The organism is Pseudomonas sp. BB438, from assembly GCF_057180225.1.
Map to the genome: position 1 here is coordinate 4,574,932 of NZ_CM170001.1, position 19,006 is coordinate 4,593,937.

Here is a 19,006-nt window from a genome sequence, read left to right on the forward strand (position 1 = left end):
TTAGTCGTTATAGAGATCGATGATGGCGCTGACCGCGGCACCCTTGGTCTTGGTGGCGTCGTTGCGCGCCTGGTCGATCTTGTTCAGATAGGCTTCGTCGACGTCGCCGGTGACGTACTCACCGTTGAACACAGCGCAGTCGAAGTGGTCGATCTTGATCTTGCCGCCCTCGGTGGATTCGATCAGGTCCTGCAGGTCCTGGTAGATCAGCCAGTCGGCGCCGATCAGCTCGCCGACTTCCTCGGTGCTGCGGTTGTGCGCGATCAGCTCGTGGGCGCTCGGCATGTCGATGCCGTAGACGTTGGGGTAGCGCACCGCGGGAGCGGCGGAGCAGAAGTAGACGTTCTTCGCGCCGGCCTCACGGGCCATCTGGATGATCTGCTTGCAGGTGGTGCCGCGGACGATGGAGTCGTCCACCAGCATCACGTTCTTGCCGCGGAATTCCAGCTCGATGGCATTGAGCTTCTGGCGCACCGATTTCTTGCGCGCGGCCTGGCCGGGCATGATGAAGGTACGGCCGATGTAGCGGTTCTTTACGAAGCCTTCGCGGAACTTCACGCCCAAACGGTTGGCCAGCTCCAGCGCGGCGGTGCGGCTGGTGTCCGGGATCGGTATGACCACGTCGATGTCGTGATCGGGACGCTCGCGGAGGATCTTGTCGGCCAGCTTCTCGCCCATGCGCAGGCGCGCCTTGTAGACCGAGATACCGTCGATGATGGAGTCCGGGCGGGCCAGGTAGACGTGCTCGAAGATGCACGGCGAGTACTGCGGGTTGGCCGCGCACTGGCGGGTGAACAGTTTGCCTTCTTCGGTGATGTACACCGCTTCGCCCGGCGCCAGATCGCGGATCAGGGTAAAGCCGAGGACGTCCAGGGCCACGCTTTCCGAGGCGATCATGTATTCCACGCCGTTCTCGGTGTGACGCTGGCCGAAAACGATCGGGCGGATCGCATGGGGATCGCGGAATCCGACGATACCGTAGCCGGTGATCATCGCCACTACGGCGTAACCGCCGACGCAGCGGGCATGCACGCCCGCCACCGCGGCGAACACATCTTCCTCGGTGGGCTGCAGCTTGTTGCGCACTGCCAGCTCATGGGCGAATACGTTGAGCAGCACCTCCGAGTCGGAGTTGGTGTTCACATGACGCAGGTCGGATTCGTAGATTTCCTTGGCCAGTTGCTCGACGTTGGTCAGGTTGCCGTTGTGCGCCAGGGTGATGCCATAGGGCGAGTTGACGTAGAACGGCTGCGCTTCGGCCGAGCTGGAGCTGCCCGCAGTCGGGTAGCGGACATGACCGATGCCGATCTTGCCAACCAGGCGCTGCATGTGGCGCTGCTGGAAGACATCACGGACCAGGCCGTTGTCCTTGCGCAGGTACAGACGGTCGTCCTGACAGGTGACGATACCCGCAGCGTCCTGGCCACGATGCTGGAGAACGGTGAGGGCGTCATACAGCGCCTGATTGACGTTCGACTTGCCCACGATACCGACGATGCCACACATGCGACGCAACCCCTAGTTGGTGTTCAGGCTAAAACAATTCCGTATTCGGCAGTATCCACCGGACCTGCCGTAGCGGCGACGGCTGCCCGTCGCCTTCGCCTGCCCGTCACTGGGCCGGCAGCAAAGACCCCACTCCGGATGGCGGAGTGATGGTAACGCCGGACATCCACTGCCCGGCAAACGTCAGGATGAAGTTCTTCGACCAGTCGGCGACCATCAGGAAATGCGGCATCAGCACCGATTGCTGCCACCACGGGTCCTGCTGCACCGGCGCAAGGCTCAGCAGACCGACCAGTAAAACCACCAGCAGCACGCCACGGGCGCCACCGAACACCATGCCGAGCACGCGGTCGGTGCCGGACATGCCGGTCACCCGCACCAGCTCGCTGATAAGGAAATTGACGAGTGCGCCCAGCAATAGCGTGACGACGAAAAGAAGCGCGCAGGCGGCAATAACGCGCCCCGAGGGCAGCTGAATATAGGGTGCGAGATGCTCGGCCAGAGCGCCGCCGAACATCCAGGCGACCGCACCGGCTACGATCCAGGTGACCAGCGACAGGGCTTCCTTGACGAAACCACGGCTCAAGCTGATCAGGCTGGAAATGACGATGATGCCGATCATCGTCCAATCGACCCAGGTAAATGCCACGTTGCGGCCCAGAAACGGAAAGGCCCCGCATTTTAGCAGAGGCCTTCGATTTAGAAGAGCCCCAGTTTGACATGGGGCTGATTGAAAGAAGCTAACGATCGGGATCAGCCGCGCTCAGGCTGGAAGCGCACGACGAAACCATTGAGCTTCTGCTGCTTGCCGAGCTGGTCACGCAGGCGGTCCGCCTCGGCGCGCTCGACCACCGGGCCGACGAACACGCGGTTCATGCCGTCGAAGCTGCGCACGTAGGCGTTGTAGCCCTGGCTGCGCAGGGACTTCTGCAGCTCATCGGCGCGAGCACGGTTGGACAGGCTGGCCAACTGCACCGACCAGCTCACGGGCAGGTTATTGCTGTCCAGGCGCTGAGCCGGTTGCTGCACGGGGACCGCAGGCGCGGCGGCCTGAACCTGAGCAGGCGGCTGCGCCGGCTTGGGAGCAACCGACTGCGGGGCCGGAGCCTTGGGCTGAGTGGGTGGAGCCTGCTGGGCCGGGAGACTGCCGATTGGGGCGGAAGGCACCTGCGCTGGAGCTGCCTCGGCTATCGGCACGGCATTGTCCGCGTCCTCGGCCTGCGGTTCGGGGACCTCGGTTGGCTGCACTTCGACAGTGGGCATAGCCGGCGGCTTGGGCATCACCGGCGCCTCGACCACCACCTGGCGTACATCATCCTCGCGGGAGAACAGCATGGGCAGGAAGATCACCGCCAGCGCCAGCAGCACCAGCGCTCCGACTACCCGCTGCTTGAGCCCCTTATCGAGCAACGCCATGCACAACTCCCCTTAGGTCTACTTATTGAGCAGCCTTGGCGAGCCACTCCAGGGCATCCGCCACGCTGTAGAACGAACCAAACACCAGGATCTCGTCATCGGTGCCCGCTGCGTCGCACTGCGCCACCAGCGCCGCGGCGATATCACCGTGGCAACTGACGCTCGCCCCGCGAACCTGCAGCGCCGCTTCCAGCTCTGCGGCGGGGCGACTGCGACCTGTGGGCAGCGGCGCGACGGCCCAATCCTGCACCAAGCCGAGCACGGGTTCCAGTACGCCGTCGAGATCCTTGTCCGCCAGCAGGCCGAACACTGCATGGCGCACACCCTTCGGCGGCGCGGCACGCAGGCGGCTGGCAAGGTAGTGCGCAGCATGCGGATTATGCCCGACGTCGAGCAGCAAGTGGCGCTCTTCGCCATGCCATTGTACGGTGCGGCGGTCCAGGCGCCCGGTCACTCGGGTGCGCAGCAGCGCAGCAACCAGTTGCTCCGACTGCCATGGCAGATCCAGCAGGGCATAGACCTGCAAGGCCAGCGCCGCGTTCTCCATCGGCAGCTCGAGCAGCGGCAGGTTGTGCAGGCTCAGCGCCTCACCCGTGGCGGAACGGCCGCGCCAGTGCCAGTCGCTCTCCCCCATCGCCAGGTCGAAGTCACGACCGCGCAGGATCAGCGGCGAGCCGAGCTTGCGTGCCTGCTCCATGATGGGTGCCGGCGGCTCCAGATCACCGCAGACGGCAGGCTTGCCGGCGCGGAAGATTCCGGCCTTCTCGAAGGCCACGCTCTCACGGGTATCACCCAGCCAGTCGGCGTGGTCGATGCCGATACTGGTGACCGCGGCGACATCGGAGTCGATCAGATTGACCGCATCCAGGCGGCCGCCCAGACCGACCTCCAGCACCACGGCATCGAGATTGGCGCGCTCGAACAGCCAGAAGGCTGCGAGGGTGCCCATTTCGAAGTAGGTCAGGGAGATATCGCCTCGGGCCGCCTCGACGGCGGCGAAGGCTTCGCAGAGTGCCTCATCGCTGGCTTCGACACCATCGATGAGCACGCGCTCGTTGTAGCGCAGCAGGTGCGGCGAGCTATAGACGCCGACACGCTGGCCCTGCTCGCCGAGCAGAGCGGCGAGGAAGGCGCAGGTGGAACCCTTGCCATTGGTACCGGTGACGGTCACCACGCGGGGCGCGGGGCGCCCCAGACCAAGCCGGCCAGCCACTTCACGGGAGCGATCCAGCCCCATGTCGATGGCCGTGGGGTGGAGTTGTTCGAGATAGCTGAGCCAGTCGGCAAGGGTACGTTGGGTCATCCTGCGAGTGCGGTACTTGGCGTGTGAGTGAACTTGGCCAGCAGGCTGGCGAGCCGCTGACGCATTTCCGAACGGTGGATGATCAGGTCGATGGCGCCGTGCTCCAGCAGGAACTCGCTGCGCTGGAAGCCTTCGGGCAGCTTCTCGCGAACGGTCTGCTCGATCACGCGCGGGCCGGCGAAGCCGATCAGGGCACGCGGCTCACCGACGATCACGTCGCCAAGCATTGCCAGGCTCGCAGATACACCACCGTAGACCGGGTCGGTCAGCACGGAGATGAACGGGATGCCCTCTTCGCGCAGGCGGGCCAGCGCGGCGGAGGTCTTGGCCATCTGCATCAGGGAGATCAGCGCCTCCTGCATCCGAGCCCCGCCCGAAGCGGAGAAACAGATCATCGGGCAACGGTTTTCCAGGGCGTAGTTGGCGGCGCGCACGAAGCGCTCGCCGACGATGGAGCCCATGGAACCGCCCATGAAGGAGAACTCGAACGCACTGACCACGACCGGCAGCCCCATCAGCTTGCCGCTCATGGAGATGAGCGCGTCCTTTTCACCCGTGTCCTTCTGCGCGGCAGTCAGGCGGTCCTTGTACTTCTTGCTGTCGCGGAACTTCAGGCGATCCACCGGTTCGAGCTCGGCGCCCAGCTCCTCGCGGCCTTCCTCATCGAGGAAGATATCGATGCGCGCGCGCGCGCCGATACGCATGTGGTGATCGCACTTGGGGCAGACGTCGAGGGTCTTTTCCAGCTCCGGGCGGTACAGCACCGCCTCGCAGGACGGGCACTTGTGCCACAGGCCTTCGGGAACCGAGCTCTTCTTCGCCTCGGAACGCATGATGGAAGGGATCAGCTTGTCTACCAGCCAGTTGCTCATGCTCTCGTCTCCAGTGCAGGGGCACGGCGTACTGCCATACGCGTGTCCCTGAGCAAATTCATCGTCGCGGTTCCGACCTCAAGGCCGGAACCCCTCGCAAACAAAGGCGCCGCCTGGGGCGTCGCCACGGATACAGCACTCAATGCGGGTCACCGGCGGGCAAGAAAGCCAGTACCGACAACTTCCAGCGCTACCCGCGGGCAGCGATTGGGTAGTGGACGGCGGCTGGCCGCTCGTCGTCACATGAAGATTCCGCGTCACGCCACCGAACGACACTGCGCGATGAAATCACGGATCTTCTGCGCATCCTTGATGCCCTTGCTCGCTTCCACCCCGCCGCTCACATCCACGGCGTAAGGCCGTACCTGGGCAATCGCGTCGGCCACGTTGGCAACGGTCAGCCCACCGGCCAGGATCAGCGGACGCCGCACATCCCGAGGAACCAACGACCAGTCGAACGCCTGCCCGGTTCCACCAGGAACGCCTTCCACATAGGTATCGAGCAGGAAACCGCTGGCCTGGGGATATCGTGCGATCTGCGCCGCCACGTCATCGCCCGGCTTCACGCGCAGCGCCTTCAGATAGCGCTTGTGCCAGCCGGAGCAGGCCTCCGGGGTTTCATCACCATGGAACTGCAGGACATCCAGCGGCACCGCATCGAGGATTTCGCCCAGCTCGCAGCGAGTGGCGTCCACGAATAAGCCGACGGTGCTGACGAAGGGCGGCAGCGCAGCGACGATTGCCCGCGCCTGCTGGATGCTCACCGCGCGCGGGCTCTTGGCGTAGAACACCAGGCCGATCGCGTCGGCGCCCGCCTCGGCGGCTGCCAGGGCATCCTCGACTCGGGTAATACCGCAGATTTTGATGCGAACGGCGGACAAGATGCGGCAACCTTCAGGCAAGTGATCGATCGATGGTAGCAAATGACCCGGGCATCGTCAGCCAACGACATCCGGCAAACTTGAAAGGAAATGTGGCCCCAGATAGCGCTCGGGCAACACGAACTCTTCCGGGTATTCCACGCTAACCAGGTACAGTCCGTACGGATGCGCGGTGATGCCGCTGGCGCGCCGGTCGCGCGCAGCCAGTGCCTCGGCAGCCCACTCCACCGGGCGCTCGCCAGCGCCAATGGTCATCAGCATGCCGGCAAAATTACGCACCATATGATGCAGGAAGGCGTTGGCGCGGACATCCAGCACGATGAAGCGCCCGTGCTGGATCACCTCCAGGTGATGCACGGTCTTGATCGCCGACTTGGCCTGACACTGCACCGCGCGGAACGAGGTGAAGTCGTGGGTACCGACCAGCGCCTTCGCCGCTTCGCGCATGCGCGAGACATCCAGCGGACGATGGTTCCAGGTGACCTCTTCGGCCATATGCGCCGGGCGTATCTGATCGTTGTAGATCACGTAGCGATAGCGTCGCGCCATGGCGGTGAAGCGGGCATGAAAATGCGCCGGCATCACCTTGGCCCAGGTCACGCTGATATCGCTGGGCAGGTTGGCATTGGTGCCCATGACCCAGGCAATGAGGGAGCGCTCGGCCGTGGTGTCGAAATGCACCACCTGTCCACTCGCATGGACGAGCGCATCGGTACGGCCTGCGCACATCAGGGAAACCGGATGATCGGCCACCCGCGACAGAGCCTTTTCCAGCGCGCCCTGCACGGTCGGCACACCATTTTCCTGGCGCTGCCACCCGCGATAACGCGAACCTTTGAATTCGACGCCCAGGGCAATCCTGGAAACGCCAACGGCGGCCGATTCGGCCGCCGCTGAGGGTACTGCTTCAATCATCTATCTGGAGCCTTCCGGCTCAGGCGATACGCCCGAGCAGTTCGCGAGCTTCCTGCTGCTGGTTGTCGTTACCCTCGGTGATGACTTCATCGAGGATGTCGCGGGCGCCTTCGGTGTCGCCCATGTCGATGTAGGCACGCGCCAGGTCAAGCTTGGTCGCTGCTTCGTCAGCGCCGGACAGGAAGTCGAAATCGTCTTCATCGTCGGCACCCTCGCCCGGCAGATCCAGACCACCGGCGGCGAAGCTGTCTTCCGCCAGCGGTACGACTGGGGCTTGGGGCGCGTCGTTCTGCGCGGAGAGACGATCCAGCTCGGCACTCACCTCGTCCAGTTGCGCGGCGAAGCTGTCATCGGCCTTGGCCGGTGCCGGCTCCTCATCCGCCAGGGACAGGTCGAAGTCGTCCGGCAGGTCATCGGCCTGCGGCGCCTTGCTCTCGATATCCAGGGTGAACTCCTCGGGGCTCACGCCGGACAGCGAAGCAGTGTCGTCATCCAGGCCCAGGAGGAAGTCGTCTTCCGCCGAGGCCAGGGTGGCGGAGCCGTCTTTTTCCAGGTCCTTGTCCAGGCCCAGGGAGAAATCGCTCAGGTCGTCGACCAGCGATGGAGAATCGGCCTTGGAAACCGACTCTTCCGGCAGGTCGAGATCGAAGGCGAAATCGTCCTCGAGCTTGCTGCCGGGCGCTTCGGCCGGTGCAGTACTCAGCCCCAGGTCGTCATCCAGGTCGAAGCTGCCGAAGGACAGCTCGTCATCCTGCTGGACGGCCGGAGAGGCAGGCTTCTCTTCGCCCAGCTCGAGATCATCCAGGGCCAGGTCGAAGGCATCGTCCAGGCCAGCCTGGGGCTGCGCAGCGGGCTCTGCGGCGGTGGCCGGCGTATCGATGGCGAAGTCGTCAAGACTGAATCCGTCGAGTTCATCGGACGCGGCGGCGCCAGCGGCCAGCCCAGCGCCCACGGCGGCCAGAGTGACCATGCCCGGGTAGCGGGATTTCAGCTGCTCGACCTGCGGTTCGGCACCACCGATTTCGCGCAGCTCGTTTTCCTGGCGGGCGAAACCTTCACGATCACCGATCTCGGCATAGACCTCCATCAGCTTCAGGCGCAGGTCAGTGCGCTGCGGCTCGTCATAGATGGCGCCCTGCAGCAGTTCGGCGGCCTGATTGAAACGACCGTAGGCGATGTAGATGTCCGCCTCGCCCAGCGCATCGCTGGTCTGCGCGGCAACGCGCTCGGGGGCAGCCTGTGCTGGAGCAGCGACTTCGGCGGCCTGAGGCACGTCGAGGGTGTCGAGTTCGCTACCAGCGAGGGTCAGATCGTCGTCCAGGTGCGGCTCGTCATCGCCTTCGTAGGCTGCGAGACTCTCCTGCTCCCGGGCGGCGCGACGGCGGGAGATGATCATCAGCAGGACCAGCAGGGCCAGTAACGCGCTGCCGGCGATGGCGCCCAGCCAGATCGGGTTGGCGAGAATCTCGTCGACGATGCTGGTCTCGGCCTGCTCGGTCGGTGCAGCGACCGGAGCAGCAGCCGGCGCGGGCTTCTGCGCCTCGGGTGCAGGTGTCGGAGCAGGTGCAGGTGCCGGCACGGGTTGCGGCTGCGCCTCGGCGGCAGGAGCCGGCGGGGTGCCCGCCTCGCCACCGGGAGCCGGTGCGGACGGTTGTTCCGCCACAGCCGGAGCCGGCGACGTGGCCGGCTGGGCAGCCGAATCGGCCTCCGGCACAGGAGCCGGAACTGCCGCGGCGGCCTTGTCGTTGCCCAGCTCGCTCTGCAGCTTCGCCAGTTGCGCATCCTTCAGGGCGATGAGCTTCTGCAGCTTGTCCATCTGGCTCTGCAGGTCGGTCATGCGGCTGGTCAGCTCGTCATTCTCGCGGCGAGTGGTGTCGAGGCTTTCCTTGGTGACAGCCAGCTTGTCAGCGACGGCCTGGCCGTCCTTGCTGCCCTTGTCGCCCCCTTTGGCCTTGCCGTTCTCGCCGGAGAGCAGGCGCAGGCTGTCCTTCGTATCGGCCTGCGCCGGAGCATTGCCGGCGTTGGCGCGCGGCGTGGCATCCAGCTGACGAGCGCCGCCAGCGGGCAGGCTGCGGCCTTCACGCCACGCGGTGTACTGTTGGTTGACCTCGGTCACGGCTGCTGGCTGGGTGCGAGCCTTGATCTGCTCTGTATCGGGCAGGCGCAGCACCTGGCCACTCTTCAGGCGGTTGATGTTGCCGCCGAGGAAGGCATCCGGGTTGAGGTCCTGGATCGCCAGCATGGTCTGCTGGACGGAAACGCTGCCATCCGGGCGCGCACGCGCGGCGATTTCCCAGAGGGTGTCATTCTTGCCGGTGCGGTACTCGTTGCCTTCCAGGCGACGCGACGGCGCCGGCTGGGCACTGGGTGCGGGCGTCGCACGCGGTGCAGCGGGGGCGGACGGACGCGCCACCGGAGCAGGAGTCGCCATCGGCGCGCGCGGTACGGCGGCGGCGGTCTGCGGGGAGTACAGCGGCGGATCCAGCAGCACGGTGTACTCGCGCAGCAGCCGACCGTTGGGCCAGAGCACTTCCACGAGGAAGTTCAGGTAGGGTTCCTGCACCGGGCGGTCGGAGGTTACGCGAATGACGCTCTTGCCGTTGGGCTTGACGATGGGCGTGAACTTCAAGCCGGTCAGGAAGTACTGACGGTCGACGCCGGCCTTGTTGAAGTCCTCCGGCGACGCGAGCTTCGGGATCACCTCGGCCGCGGACAGATCGCGAACTTCGACCAGTTCGATCTCGGCGTCCAGCGGCTGGTTCAGTGCCGAACGCAGGTGGATATCTCCCAACCCCAGCGCATGCGCCATGCCCGAGGTCAGTGCCGAAGCAGCTGCGATTGCCTGCACCAGTTTGCGAAGCCGGACCATATAGTAATCCCTTGTTTTAATAGCTTTTTTCTGGATTAGAACAACGTCTATCGGGCGCCGCTGCCCACTACACCGTCCGTTTTCACGGTGGTGCTTTCCCCTGTCAGCGACGTTCCCGGCCAGTATTGCCAAGCTAGAATACTTCTTCAAATATTCGGTAAGTATCTTTTACAGATAGTGTTTTATCAACAATTCGCCCAAGTTCACAGCATTTAGGGCTGCGCCTTTTCTCACATTATCTGACGCAATCCACAAATTCAGTTCGCACGAATCTGTCAGACCGGCACGAAGGCGACCGACGTAAACACTATCCTGCCCCTGTGCATCGCCAATGACAGTCGGGTAATCATCTTCCACCAGTTCGAGCCCGTCAGCCGCATCCAGCGCGGTGCGGACGGCAGCCAGGGAAACCGGCGCCGCAGTCTTGATGGACAGCATCAGGGTATCGCCGAAGAACACTGGCGCCAGGCTGCAGGTCACGCTCAGCCCCTCCTTCAGCTCAGGGAACAGCAGCGCGAGCTCAGCCGCGATGCGACGTTCCACCGCGGAATAACCCTGCTCATCGACACCACCCAGCTGCGCCAGCATGTTGAAGGCGTACTGGCGGTCCACCAGACGTGGCTCCAGCGGACGGGCATTGAGCAGTTCGGCGGTCTGCCGCGCCAGTTCCTGCACCCCTTCGCGCCCCAGCGCGGACGCGGACAGGCAGGCGCTCACATTGACCTGGCGGAGCTCCAGCACCGGACGCAGAGCCGCCAGGACTTCCGCCACTTCGGCTGCGGGCGCTACCGGAGCGGCAATCCGAGCGGGAAGTTGCAGGGTTTCCAGTGCATCGCCATTCACGCCGGCCTGGGCCAGCAATGCGTCTGCATTATCCAGCGACGCGCCACTGAGATCGATCACACTGCAGCCGGCCTGGACAGCACGGCCCGCACAGTCGGTGGAGGCCTCGGCACTCACGGAGAGAAACGCCAGGCGCACTTTGGAAAAGTCGAAATCATCGAGCGTGCCGACCCGGATATTGCGCCCACGGAAGGCCACCGACTTGCCGGCGGATTCACCGCTGGCCAGCAGGTACAGGTTGGCGACAGGGAAGTCGCGCTCTTCCAGCAGTTCGACCAAAGCCTCGCCAACGAGTCCTGTGGCGCCTACTACGGCGATGTCGAGTGTTTCAGGCATCGAAGTGTCTCAAATCGGTGGGGAAAGTAGCCGAGCACTTTACTGCCCCCACCGGCGGCGAAGCAATCGAGGGCCCCGCCGCCTATCGCCGCAGCTCAGGGGCGCGACTCGCCACCTGCAGCCTGGGCGGTCAACGGGGCGGACGCCTGGACAACCTCGCCTGCCGCTGCCTGGGGATTGCCCGCTTGCGGAGTCCCCTGGGTTTTCGCACGGTCCTGCTCGGCCAGACGCGCGATCAGCCCGGCGATCTGGGAATCCTTCAGCTCGATCAGCTTGTTCAGCTTCTGGGTCTGGCTTTCCAGGTCGGCAATCCGGCTACGCAGCTCATCGCCTTCGCGCCGGGCGCTGTCCAGCCCCTCCTGGGCGACGGCCAGTTGCTCGGCCTCGACCTTCCCCTTGTCCTTGCCCGGCTGACCAGACACCAGACGCAGGCTGTCCTGCTGTTCGGCCTTGGCGGGCGCACTTCCCGCCTCTGCCTTGTGGGTGGCATCCAGCTGGCGCCCCTGCTGAGCCAACTGCGGATTGCGCTTGGCCTTCCACTGCGAATTCTGGGTTTCGACATGGGCTACGGCCTGGGCATGGCCCTGCTCGCGAACCTGCTGCTCGCTGGGCAGGCGCAGTACTTGACCGACCTTGATGCGATTGATGTTGCCATCGACGAACGCATCCGGGTTCATCCGCTGGATCGCGGTCATGGTCTGCATGACCGACACGCCGCTGGACGGCCGATTGCGCGAGGCGATGTCCCAGAGCGCATCGTTGCGCTGGATCCGATAGCTATCCGCAGCCGCGGCGTTCACTGCCGAGGGCGCCAGAGGCTGTGCTTGCGGCGCACGAACGGCAGCTACCGGAGCGATCGCCGGCGGCGTTACCGGGCTGACCACGTAGCTCGGCGGATCGAGCAGCAGGGTGAACTCGCGCACCAGGCGCCCCTGCGGCCAGACGACCTGGAGAACGAAGTTCACGTAGGGCTCGCGAATCGGCTTGGACGAGCTGACGTGAATGACACCACGGCCGTTCTTGCCGATATCGGGGGTGAATTTCAACCCGCTGGTGACGACGTTACGGTCCACGCCCAGGCGTTCGAAGTCCTCTGCCGACGCGAGGTTGACCACGACTTCCTCGGAGCTGAGGTCCGCCACGCCCCGCAGGTCGATATTGGCCGAGAGGTTCTGCCCCAGCGCTGCCCGCGAGGAAATATCGCCCAGTTCCAGGGCGCCCGCCATGCCCGGCATGAAAGCCGCGGCCACTGCCGTCGCCAACCACAATCTGTGTAACCGAGCCATCCTCTCCCCCGCTGCTTGCTTGCCGTCGGCCGGCGCGAAAAGGCGCGCCGAAACCTGTCCCCATGGACGGGCTGCGAGGATAGCGACTGGTTCCCGGTGGCTTTTCCGGCTGCGTCACAGAAACTGGCGCCAAAGAGTCGCCAGCCGAACAGACTGGCGTTTTTGTGCGGCGGTTCACCTAGACACAGGGAACTTCTCGTCCCGCACAAAGCACAACGCCGGCGCAGGGCCGGCGTTGTGTGCTCCAGGGAGCGGGAAACACTCAGGCGCGCATCAACGCTCGAGCAGGATGCGCAGCATGCGGCGCAGCGGCTCGGCAGCACCCCACAGCAGTTGGTCGCCGACGGTGAAGGCACCGATGTACTGCGAGCCCATGTTGAGCTTGCGCAGACGGCCGACCGGAACGCTCAGGGTGCCGGTGACGGCCGCCGGAGTCAGTTCGCGCATGCTGATTTCGCGCTGGTTCGGGATCAGCTTGACCCAGGGGTTGTGCTGGCTGATCAGACCCTCGATATCCGCCATCGGGATATCCTTGTTCAGCTTGATGGTCAGCGCCTGGCTGTGGCAGCGCATGGCACCGATGCGCACACAGATGCCGTCCACCGGGATCGGGTTCTTGAAGCGACCGAGGATCTTGTTGGTCTCGGCCTGGCCCTTCCACTCTTCGCGGCTCTGGCCGTTGGGCAGTTCCTTGTCGATCCACGGGATCAGGCTGCCGGCCAGCGGCGCACCGAAGTTCTCGGTGGGCATGGCGTCGCTGCGGATGGCTTCGGCGACCTTGCGGTCGATGTCGAGGATGGCGCTGGACGGGTTGGCCAGGTCATCGGCAACGGAAGCATTGATCGCACCCATCTGCTTGATCAGCTCGCGCATGCTCTGCGCACCGGCGCCCGAGGCCGCCTGATAGGTCATGGCGCTCATCCACTCGACCAGGCCGGCTTCGAACAGGCCACCCAGGGCCATCAGCATGAGGCTGACGGTGCAGTTGCCGCCGATGTAGTTCTTGGTGCCGGCGTCCAGCGAATTGTCGATGACCTTGCGGTTCACCGGATCGAGGACGATGACCGCGTCATCCTGCATGCGCAGGCTGGAGGCGGCGTCGATCCAGTAGCCCTGCCAGCCGGCTTCGCGCAACTTGGGGAAGACTTCGCTGGTGTAGTCGCCGCCCTGGCAGGTCAGGATGACGTCGAGGGTCTTCAGTTCCTCGATGCTGTAGGCGTCCTTCAGGGGGGCAATGTCCTTGCCAATGGACGGACCTTCGCCACCCACATTGGAGGTGGTGAAGAACACCGGCTCGATCAGGTCGAAGTCCCGCTCTTCCAGCATCCGCTGCATGAGCACCGAACCCACCATGCCACGCCAACCGATCAGACCTACACGCTTCATCGCTACTACACCTTCAAATATTTAGAGGGCCGTCGCTCCCACCTTCGCAGGGAAGGCCGGGAGCGAGCGAACCGGAGAGATTACAGATTCCGCAGAGCCGCGACTACCGCATCGCCCATTTCGCGGGTACCGACCTTGGTGCAGCCGTCGGACCAGATGTCACCGGTACGCAGGCCCTGGTCGAGCACCAGGCTCACGGCCTTCTCGATGGCGTCGGCGGCGGCGCCTTCGCTGAAGGTGTAGCGCAGCATCATCGAAACCGAGAGGATGGTCGCCAGCGGGTTGGCGATGCCTTTGCCGGCGATATCCGGCGCGGAACCGTGGCAAGGCTCGTACATGCCCTTGTTGTTCGAATCCAGCGAGGCAGAAGGCAGCATGCCGATGGAGCCGGTGAGCATGGAAGCCTCATCCGACAGGATGTCGCCGAACATGTTGTCGGTGACCATCACGTCGAACTGCTTGGGCGCGCGCACCAGCTGCATGGCGGCGTTGTCGACGTACATGTGCGACAGCTCGATGTCCGGGTAGTCCTTGGCGACTTCCTCGACCACTTCACGCCACAGCTGGCTGGAAGCCAGGACGTTGGCCTTGTCCACCGAGCACAGCTTCTTGTTGCGCACGCGGGCCATGTCGAAGCCGACACGGGCGATGCGGCGGATTTCGCTTTCGCTGTACGGGAGGGTGTCGTACGCCTGGCGCTCGCCGTTCTCCAGTACGCGCTGCTCGCGCGGTTGGCCGAAATAGATGCCGCCGGTCAGCTCGCGGACGATGAGGATATCCAGGCCGGCGACCACTTCGGGCTTCAGACTGGAAGCATCGGCCAGTTGCGGGTAGAGGATGGCCGGACGCAGGTTACCGAACAGCCCCAGCTGCGAGCGGATCTTCAGCAGGCCGCGCTCGGGGCGGATGTCACGCTCGATCTTGTCCCATTTCGGGCCGCCCACGGCGCCCAGCAGGACGGCGTCGGCGTTGCGCGCGCGCGCCAGGGTCTCGTCGGCCAGCGGCACGCCATGCTTGTCGATGGCGGCGCCACCGATCACGTCTTCGGTCAGCTCGAATCCCAGGGCGAACTTGTCGTTGGCCAGCTCCAGGACCTTGACCGCTTCGGCCATGATTTCCGGACCGATACCGTCGCCGGGGAGAACCAGAATCTGTTTGCTCATCTTTCTGCTCACTGTTTGAAAGCCGCTCGGCCAATAAAGCCGCTTGGCAAATAACGTAACGCCCCGGATGGCTCGCACCATCCGGGGCGGTCAGAACCTTGAAATCAGCGCTCCGCCCAGAGCACCAGCACGTCGGTGCTGAAAGAACCCTCGGCGTCGATCTCGAAATACTCGCGCACCTCGTCGCCCATCGAAAGCTGCAGGGCACGAATGGCCTGGCGCATGACCTCGGGCGTGCGCATGCGCTCGACCCAGGAGGTGAACTCCAGGCGCAGGCGCTGGCGCTTCTGCGCAGTCACCGCAAGACCCGCTTCGCCGACCAGACGCGCCCACTCCGACGGGGAGTAGTCACGCACATGGCTGGTGTCGCGCAGGACCTCGACAGTCTGCAGATAGGTGTCCAGCAGAGGCAAGCCCGGCGCGGCGACATCGATGAAGCAGGCCACGCCACCAGGCTTGAGCACCCGGCGCACTTCCCGCAGCGCCTGTCCGACGTCCCGCCAGTGGTGCGCGGAATAGCGGCTGAAGACGAAATCGAACTCGCCGTCGTCGAAAGGCAACTGCTCGGCGGCACCGCAGCGCGTGGAGATATTGCCCAGACCACGGTCGGCGGCGGCCGCGGCCACCACGTCGAGCATCTGCTGAGAGAGGTCGTAGGCGATCACTTCATCGCAAAATTCCGCGATCTGGAAGCTCACATGCCCAGCACCACAGCCAAGGTCGAGCACGCGCGAGCCGGCGTCAGCCGCCACGGACTCGCGCAGCAGCGCGAATTCCTCGCCCTGGGCGTGGACGGCGCTGGTCAGGTAAGCGCTGGCCTGGGCGCCGAACTGACGCTGGACCACCTGCTCGTGACGACTCTCGGTCATGGTGCATTCCTCACGGGATTGGCTCTTGCAAAAGCCGCGACGCCGGTCAGGCGTCGCGGAACAACCAGGGCTGGTTCTGCTTGTAGCCGGTCTCGAAACCGCGGATGGCCTCGGCGTCCTGCAGGGTCAGGCCGATGTCGTCCAGGCCGTTGAGCAGGCAGTGCTTGCGGAACGCATCCACGTCGAAGCTGTACTGCTTGCCGTCCGGACGGGTCACGGTCTGCGCGGCGAGGTCGACGGTCAACTGATAACCCTCGGTGGCCTCGCACTGGGCGAACAGCTCGTCCACTTCCTCATCCTTCAGGATGATCGGCAGCAGGCCGTTCTTGAAGCTGTTGTTGAAGAAGATGTCGGCGAAGCTCGGGGCGATCACGGTGCGGAAACCGTACTCGTCCAGCGCCCACGGCGCGTGCTCGCGGGAGGAGCCGCAACCGAAGTTCTCGCGCGCCAGCAGCACGCTGGCGCCCTGGTAACGCGGGAAGTTGAGGACGAAGTCCTTGTTCAGCGGACGCTTGGAGTTGTCCTGGTTCGGCTGGCCCACATCGAGGTAGCGCCACTCGTCGAACAGGTTCGGGCCGAAGCCGGTGCGCTTGATCGACTTGAGGAATTGCTTGGGGATGATCTGGTCGGTGTCGACGTTGGCGCGGTCGAGCGGCGCGACGAGACCGGTGTGCTGGGTAAAGGCTTTCATATTCGTTCTCCTCAGAGCTTGCGAGATCTGCTACTGCGCTCGGGATCTGGCACTCCGGCGCTGCTCGGAATCCTCATGTGTCGCAACACACTCCGCTTCCTGCGCCGCGGCGGAGTACCACCTCCCGTCGCTCGTGACGCAACTATCGCAAGCTCAAGCCTGCATCAATTCACGTACGTCGATGAAACGACCGGTCACGGCAGCCGCGGCGGCCATCGCCGGGCTCACCAGGTGGGTACGACCACCGGCGCCCTGGCGGCCTTCGAAGTTGCGGTTGGAGGTGGAAGCGCAATGCTCGCCACTCTCCAGGCGGTCCGGGTTCATCGCCAGGCACATGGAGCAGCCCGGTTCACGCCACTCGAAGCCGGCTTCGATGAAGATCTTGTCCAGGCCTTCCTGTTCGGCCTGGGCTTTCACCAGGCCCGAGCCCGGTACGACCAGCGCCTGCTTGACGGTGGCGGCGACCTTGCGGCCCTTGGCCACGGCGGCGGCAGCGCGCAGGTCTTCAATGCGCGAGTTGGTGCAGGAACCGATGAACACACGGTCCAACTGGATGTCGGTGATCGCCTGGTTGGCATTCAGGCCCATGTATTTCAGCGCGCGGACGATGGAATCGCGCTTGACCGCATCGGCTTCGGCCGCCGGGTCCGGGACGTTCTGGTCCACTGCGAGGACCATCTCGGGCGAAGTACCCCAGCTGACCTGCGGCTTGATGTCCTCGGCACGCAGCTCGACGACGGTGTCGAAGTGCGCGTCAGCGTCGGACACCAGGTCACTCCAGGCCTCCACGGCCTTGTCCCAATCGCTGCCTTGCGGCGAGAACGGGCGGCCCTTCACGTAGTCGATGGTCTTCTGGTCGCACGCCACCATGCCGACGCGGGCGCCCGCTTCGATGGACATGTTGCAGATGGTCATGCGGCCTTCCATCGACAGGTCACGGATGGCGCTGCCGGCGAACTCCAGGGCATGGCCGTTGCCGCCCGCGGTGCCGATCTTGCCGATCACGGCGAGGACGATGTCCTTGGCGGTCACGCCGAAGGGCAATTTGCCTTCCACGCGAACCTGCATGTTCTTCATCTTCTTGGCGACCAGGCACTGGGTAGCGAGCACATGCTCCACCTCGGAGGTGCCGATGCCATGGGCCAGTGCGCCAAAGGCGCCATGGGTCGAGGTGTGCGAGTCACCGCAGACCACGGTCATGCCCGGCAGGGTCGCCCCCTGCTCCGGACCGACCACATGGACGATGCCCTGGCGGACGTCGTTCATCTTGAACTCGAGGATGCCGAAGTCATCGCAGTTCTCGTCCAGGGTCTGGACCTGGATGCGCGACACTTCGTCGGCGATGGCCGCGAGGCCGCCCTTGCGCTCGACCTGGGTGGTCGGCACGTTGTGGTCCGGGGTAGCGATGTTCGCGTCGATGCGCCACGGTTTGCGGCCGGCCAGGCGCAGACCTTCGAAGGCCTGCGGCGAGGTCACTTCATGAAGGATGTGACGATCGATGTAGATGAGCGACGAACCATCGTCACGGCGCTTCACCTCGTGCATTTCCCAGAGTTTGTCGTAGAGCGTCTTGCCGGCCATCAGAGAGTCCTCATCAGCGTCTTTCTATGCCCTTTGGGCTTGTGGGGATGATCCTATGGAAAGGCACCGAATAACTCAAATTCATATTTTTTATCCAAAGGATTCCCACAAGGAATACGGTGCGTTATAAAAGTCGGGCGCCGCCTCCAGAGCGCAGGGAGTCGACATGGACCTGACCAGCCTCAACACCTTCCTCGCCATCGCCGAATCCGGCAGCTTCTCCGAGGCCGGCGAGCGCCTGCACCTGACCCAACCCGCGGTGAGCAAGCGCATCGCCGCCCTGGAAAACCAGCTGGGCGTGCGTCTGTTCGACCGTGTTGGCCGCGAAGTGACCCTGACCGAATCCGGCCGCGCCCTGCTGCCACGCGCCTACCAGATCCTCAGCGTGCTGGACGATACCCGTCGCGCCCTGACCAACCTGAACGGCGAAGTGAGTGGCCGGCTGGTCCTGGCCACCAGTCACCACATCGGCCTGCACCGCCTGCCGCCGCTGCTGCGCGCCTTCACCAGGGCCCATCCGCAGGTGGCGCTGGATATCCAGTTCTGCGATTCGGAAGTGGCCTACGAAGAGATTCTCCACGGCCGCGCCGAGCTGGCCGTGATCACCCTCGCCCCGGAAACCGCCGAGCCCGTGCGCGCCGTACCGGTGTGGGACGACCCGCTGGACTTCGTCGCCGCTCCCGAGCACCCGCTGTCGGTGCAAGGCCCGGTGTTCCTCGCCGACGTGGCGCGGCACCCGGCGGTGTTCCCCGGCGGCAACACCTTCACCCACCACATCGTGCGGCGCATGTTCGAGGCCGAGGGACTGACGCCGAACATCGGCATGAGCACCAACTACATGGAGACCATCAAGATGATGGTTTCCATCGGCCTGGCCTGGAGCGTCCTTCCACGCACCATGCTGGATGACAGCGTCGTCCGCCTGCCGCTGCAGGACATCCAGCTCAGCCGCCAGCTGGGCTACATCCTGCATACCGAACGCACCCTGTCCAACGCCGCACGGGCCTTCATGCGCCTGCTCGACGCCCAGGCGGCCGGGCTTGCGCCTGTCGCGGCCTAACCTCTATTGTTCTGACAGAATTAGAAGAA

Annotated in this window: 16 protein-coding genes; 1 reads left to right on the top strand and 15 read right to left on the bottom strand. The window is 64.6% G+C overall.

Annotated features, from left to right (window positions below; translation table 11 throughout):
• The 15 genes from purF to leuC all read right to left on the bottom strand — a co-directional run bounded on the left by purF (position 1) and on the right by leuC (position 17,917).
• Complete coding sequence (gene purF, locus AC1ZV1_RS20890) at positions 1 to 1,506, bottom strand: amidophosphoribosyltransferase (protein ID WP_484293427.1); 1,506 nt, start codon at positions 1,504 to 1,506, stop codon at positions 1 to 3.
• A gap of 106 nt (positions 1,507 to 1,612) precedes the next feature.
• Positions 1,613 to 2,155: a CvpA family protein gene (locus AC1ZV1_RS20895; protein WP_138525869.1), complete on the bottom strand. Its 543-nt coding sequence runs from the start codon at positions 2,153 to 2,155 to the stop codon at positions 1,613 to 1,615.
• A gap of 104 nt (positions 2,156 to 2,259) precedes the next feature.
• Complete coding sequence (locus AC1ZV1_RS20900) at positions 2,260 to 2,922, bottom strand: SPOR domain-containing protein (protein ID WP_484293428.1); 663 nt, start codon at positions 2,920 to 2,922, stop codon at positions 2,260 to 2,262.
• Between the two features lie 22 nt (positions 2,923 to 2,944).
• Positions 2,945 to 4,225: a bifunctional tetrahydrofolate synthase/dihydrofolate synthase gene (gene folC, locus AC1ZV1_RS20905; RefSeq protein ID WP_484293429.1), complete on the bottom strand. Its 1,281-nt coding sequence runs from the start codon at positions 4,223 to 4,225 to the stop codon at positions 2,945 to 2,947.
• Positions 4,222 to 5,097, bottom strand: a complete 876-nt coding sequence (gene accD / locus AC1ZV1_RS20910; RefSeq protein ID WP_484293430.1) for an acetyl-CoA carboxylase, carboxyltransferase subunit beta — start codon at positions 5,095 to 5,097, stop codon at positions 4,222 to 4,224. Before accD ends, folC begins: the two co-directional genes overlap by 4 nt.
• A 257-nt stretch (positions 5,098 to 5,354) precedes the next feature.
• Complete coding sequence (locus AC1ZV1_RS20915; protein WP_484293431.1) at positions 5,355 to 5,978, bottom strand: phosphoribosylanthranilate isomerase; 624 nt, start codon at positions 5,976 to 5,978, stop codon at positions 5,355 to 5,357.
• A gap of 57 nt (positions 5,979 to 6,035) precedes the next feature.
• Complete coding sequence (gene truA, locus AC1ZV1_RS20920; protein WP_484293432.1) at positions 6,036 to 6,893, bottom strand: tRNA pseudouridine(38-40) synthase TruA; 858 nt, start codon at positions 6,891 to 6,893, stop codon at positions 6,036 to 6,038.
• Positions 6,894 to 6,912: 19 nt separating this feature from the next.
• Positions 6,913 to 9,762: a motility hub landmark protein FimV gene (locus AC1ZV1_RS20925; RefSeq protein WP_484293433.1), complete on the bottom strand. Its 2,850-nt coding sequence runs from the start codon at positions 9,760 to 9,762 to the stop codon at positions 6,913 to 6,915.
• A 168-nt stretch (positions 9,763 to 9,930) separates the two neighbouring features.
• Entirely contained in the window at positions 9,931 to 10,941 is a 1,011-nt protein-coding gene (locus AC1ZV1_RS20930) for an aspartate-semialdehyde dehydrogenase (protein ID WP_484293434.1), read from the bottom strand.
• A gap of 95 nt (positions 10,942 to 11,036) precedes the next feature.
• Complete coding sequence (locus tag AC1ZV1_RS20935) at positions 11,037 to 12,191, bottom strand: type IV pilus assembly protein FimV (protein WP_484293435.1); 1,155 nt, start codon at positions 12,189 to 12,191, stop codon at positions 11,037 to 11,039.
• Between the two features lie 309 nt (positions 12,192 to 12,500).
• Entirely contained in the window at positions 12,501 to 13,613 is a 1,113-nt protein-coding gene (gene asd / locus AC1ZV1_RS20940; RefSeq protein WP_484293436.1) for an aspartate-semialdehyde dehydrogenase, read from the bottom strand.
• 80 nt (positions 13,614 to 13,693) lie between these two features.
• Entirely contained in the window at positions 13,694 to 14,776 is a 1,083-nt protein-coding gene (gene leuB / locus AC1ZV1_RS20945; RefSeq protein WP_484293437.1) for a 3-isopropylmalate dehydrogenase, read from the bottom strand.
• Positions 14,777 to 14,880: 104 nt separating this feature from the next.
• Positions 14,881 to 15,645, bottom strand: coding sequence for a class I SAM-dependent methyltransferase (locus AC1ZV1_RS20950; protein WP_484293438.1), 765 nt, complete (start codon positions 15,643 to 15,645; stop codon positions 14,881 to 14,883).
• Positions 15,646 to 15,691: 46 nt separating this feature from the next.
• Positions 15,692 to 16,336, bottom strand: coding sequence for a 3-isopropylmalate dehydratase small subunit (leuD, locus tag AC1ZV1_RS20955; RefSeq protein WP_484293439.1), 645 nt, complete (start codon positions 16,334 to 16,336; stop codon positions 15,692 to 15,694).
• 153 nt (positions 16,337 to 16,489) lie between these two features.
• Positions 16,490 to 17,917 carry a 3-isopropylmalate dehydratase large subunit gene (leuC, locus tag AC1ZV1_RS20960; protein ID WP_484293440.1) on the bottom strand — a complete coding sequence of 476 codons (1,428 nt, stop codon included), beginning with the start codon at positions 17,915 to 17,917 and terminating at the stop codon, positions 16,490 to 16,492.
• A 166-nt stretch (positions 17,918 to 18,083) separates the two neighbouring features.
• Here leuC and AC1ZV1_RS20965 point away from each other — a divergent pair, with 166 nt between their 5' ends.
• A complete protein-coding gene (locus AC1ZV1_RS20965) occupies positions 18,084 to 18,977 on the top strand; it encodes a LysR family transcriptional regulator (protein WP_484293441.1) in 894 nt (297 codons plus the stop codon).
• Positions 18,978 to 19,006: the final 29 nt, after the last annotated feature.

Coding starts and splice junctions, on each gene's coding strand:
- folC (WP_484293429.1), bottom strand. CDS start 4,225: ATGACCCAACGTACCCTTGCCGACTGGCTCAGCTATCTCGAACAACTC.
- truA (WP_484293432.1), bottom strand. CDS start 6,893: ATGATTGAAGCAGTACCCTCAGCGGCGGCCGAATCGGCCGCCGTTGGC.
- asd (WP_484293436.1), bottom strand. CDS start 13,613: ATGAAGCGTGTAGGTCTGATCGGTTGGCGTGGCATGGTGGGTTCGGTG.
- AC1ZV1_RS20965 (WP_484293441.1), top strand. CDS start 18,084: ATGGACCTGACCAGCCTCAACACCTTCCTCGCCATCGCCGAATCCGGC.
- leuD (WP_484293439.1), bottom strand. CDS start 16,336: ATGAAAGCCTTTACCCAGCACACCGGTCTCGTCGCGCCGCTCGACCGC.
- AC1ZV1_RS20950 (WP_484293438.1), bottom strand. CDS start 15,645: ATGACCGAGAGTCGTCACGAGCAGGTGGTCCAGCGTCAGTTCGGCGCC.
- AC1ZV1_RS20930 (WP_484293434.1), bottom strand. CDS start 10,941: ATGCCTGAAACACTCGACATCGCCGTAGTAGGCGCCACAGGACTCGTT.
- AC1ZV1_RS20925 (WP_484293433.1), bottom strand. CDS start 9,762: ATGGTCCGGCTTCGCAAACTGGTGCAGGCAATCGCAGCTGCTTCGGCA.
- purF (WP_484293427.1), bottom strand. CDS start 1,506: ATGTGTGGCATCGTCGGTATCGTGGGCAAGTCGAACGTCAATCAGGCG.
- leuB (WP_484293437.1), bottom strand. CDS start 14,776: ATGAGCAAACAGATTCTGGTTCTCCCCGGCGACGGTATCGGTCCGGAA.
- leuC (WP_484293440.1), bottom strand. CDS start 17,917: ATGGCCGGCAAGACGCTCTACGACAAACTCTGGGAAATGCACGAGGTG.
- accD (WP_484293430.1), bottom strand. CDS start 5,097: ATGAGCAACTGGCTGGTAGACAAGCTGATCCCTTCCATCATGCGTTCC.
- AC1ZV1_RS20900 (WP_484293428.1), bottom strand. CDS start 2,922: ATGGCGTTGCTCGATAAGGGGCTCAAGCAGCGGGTAGTCGGAGCGCTG.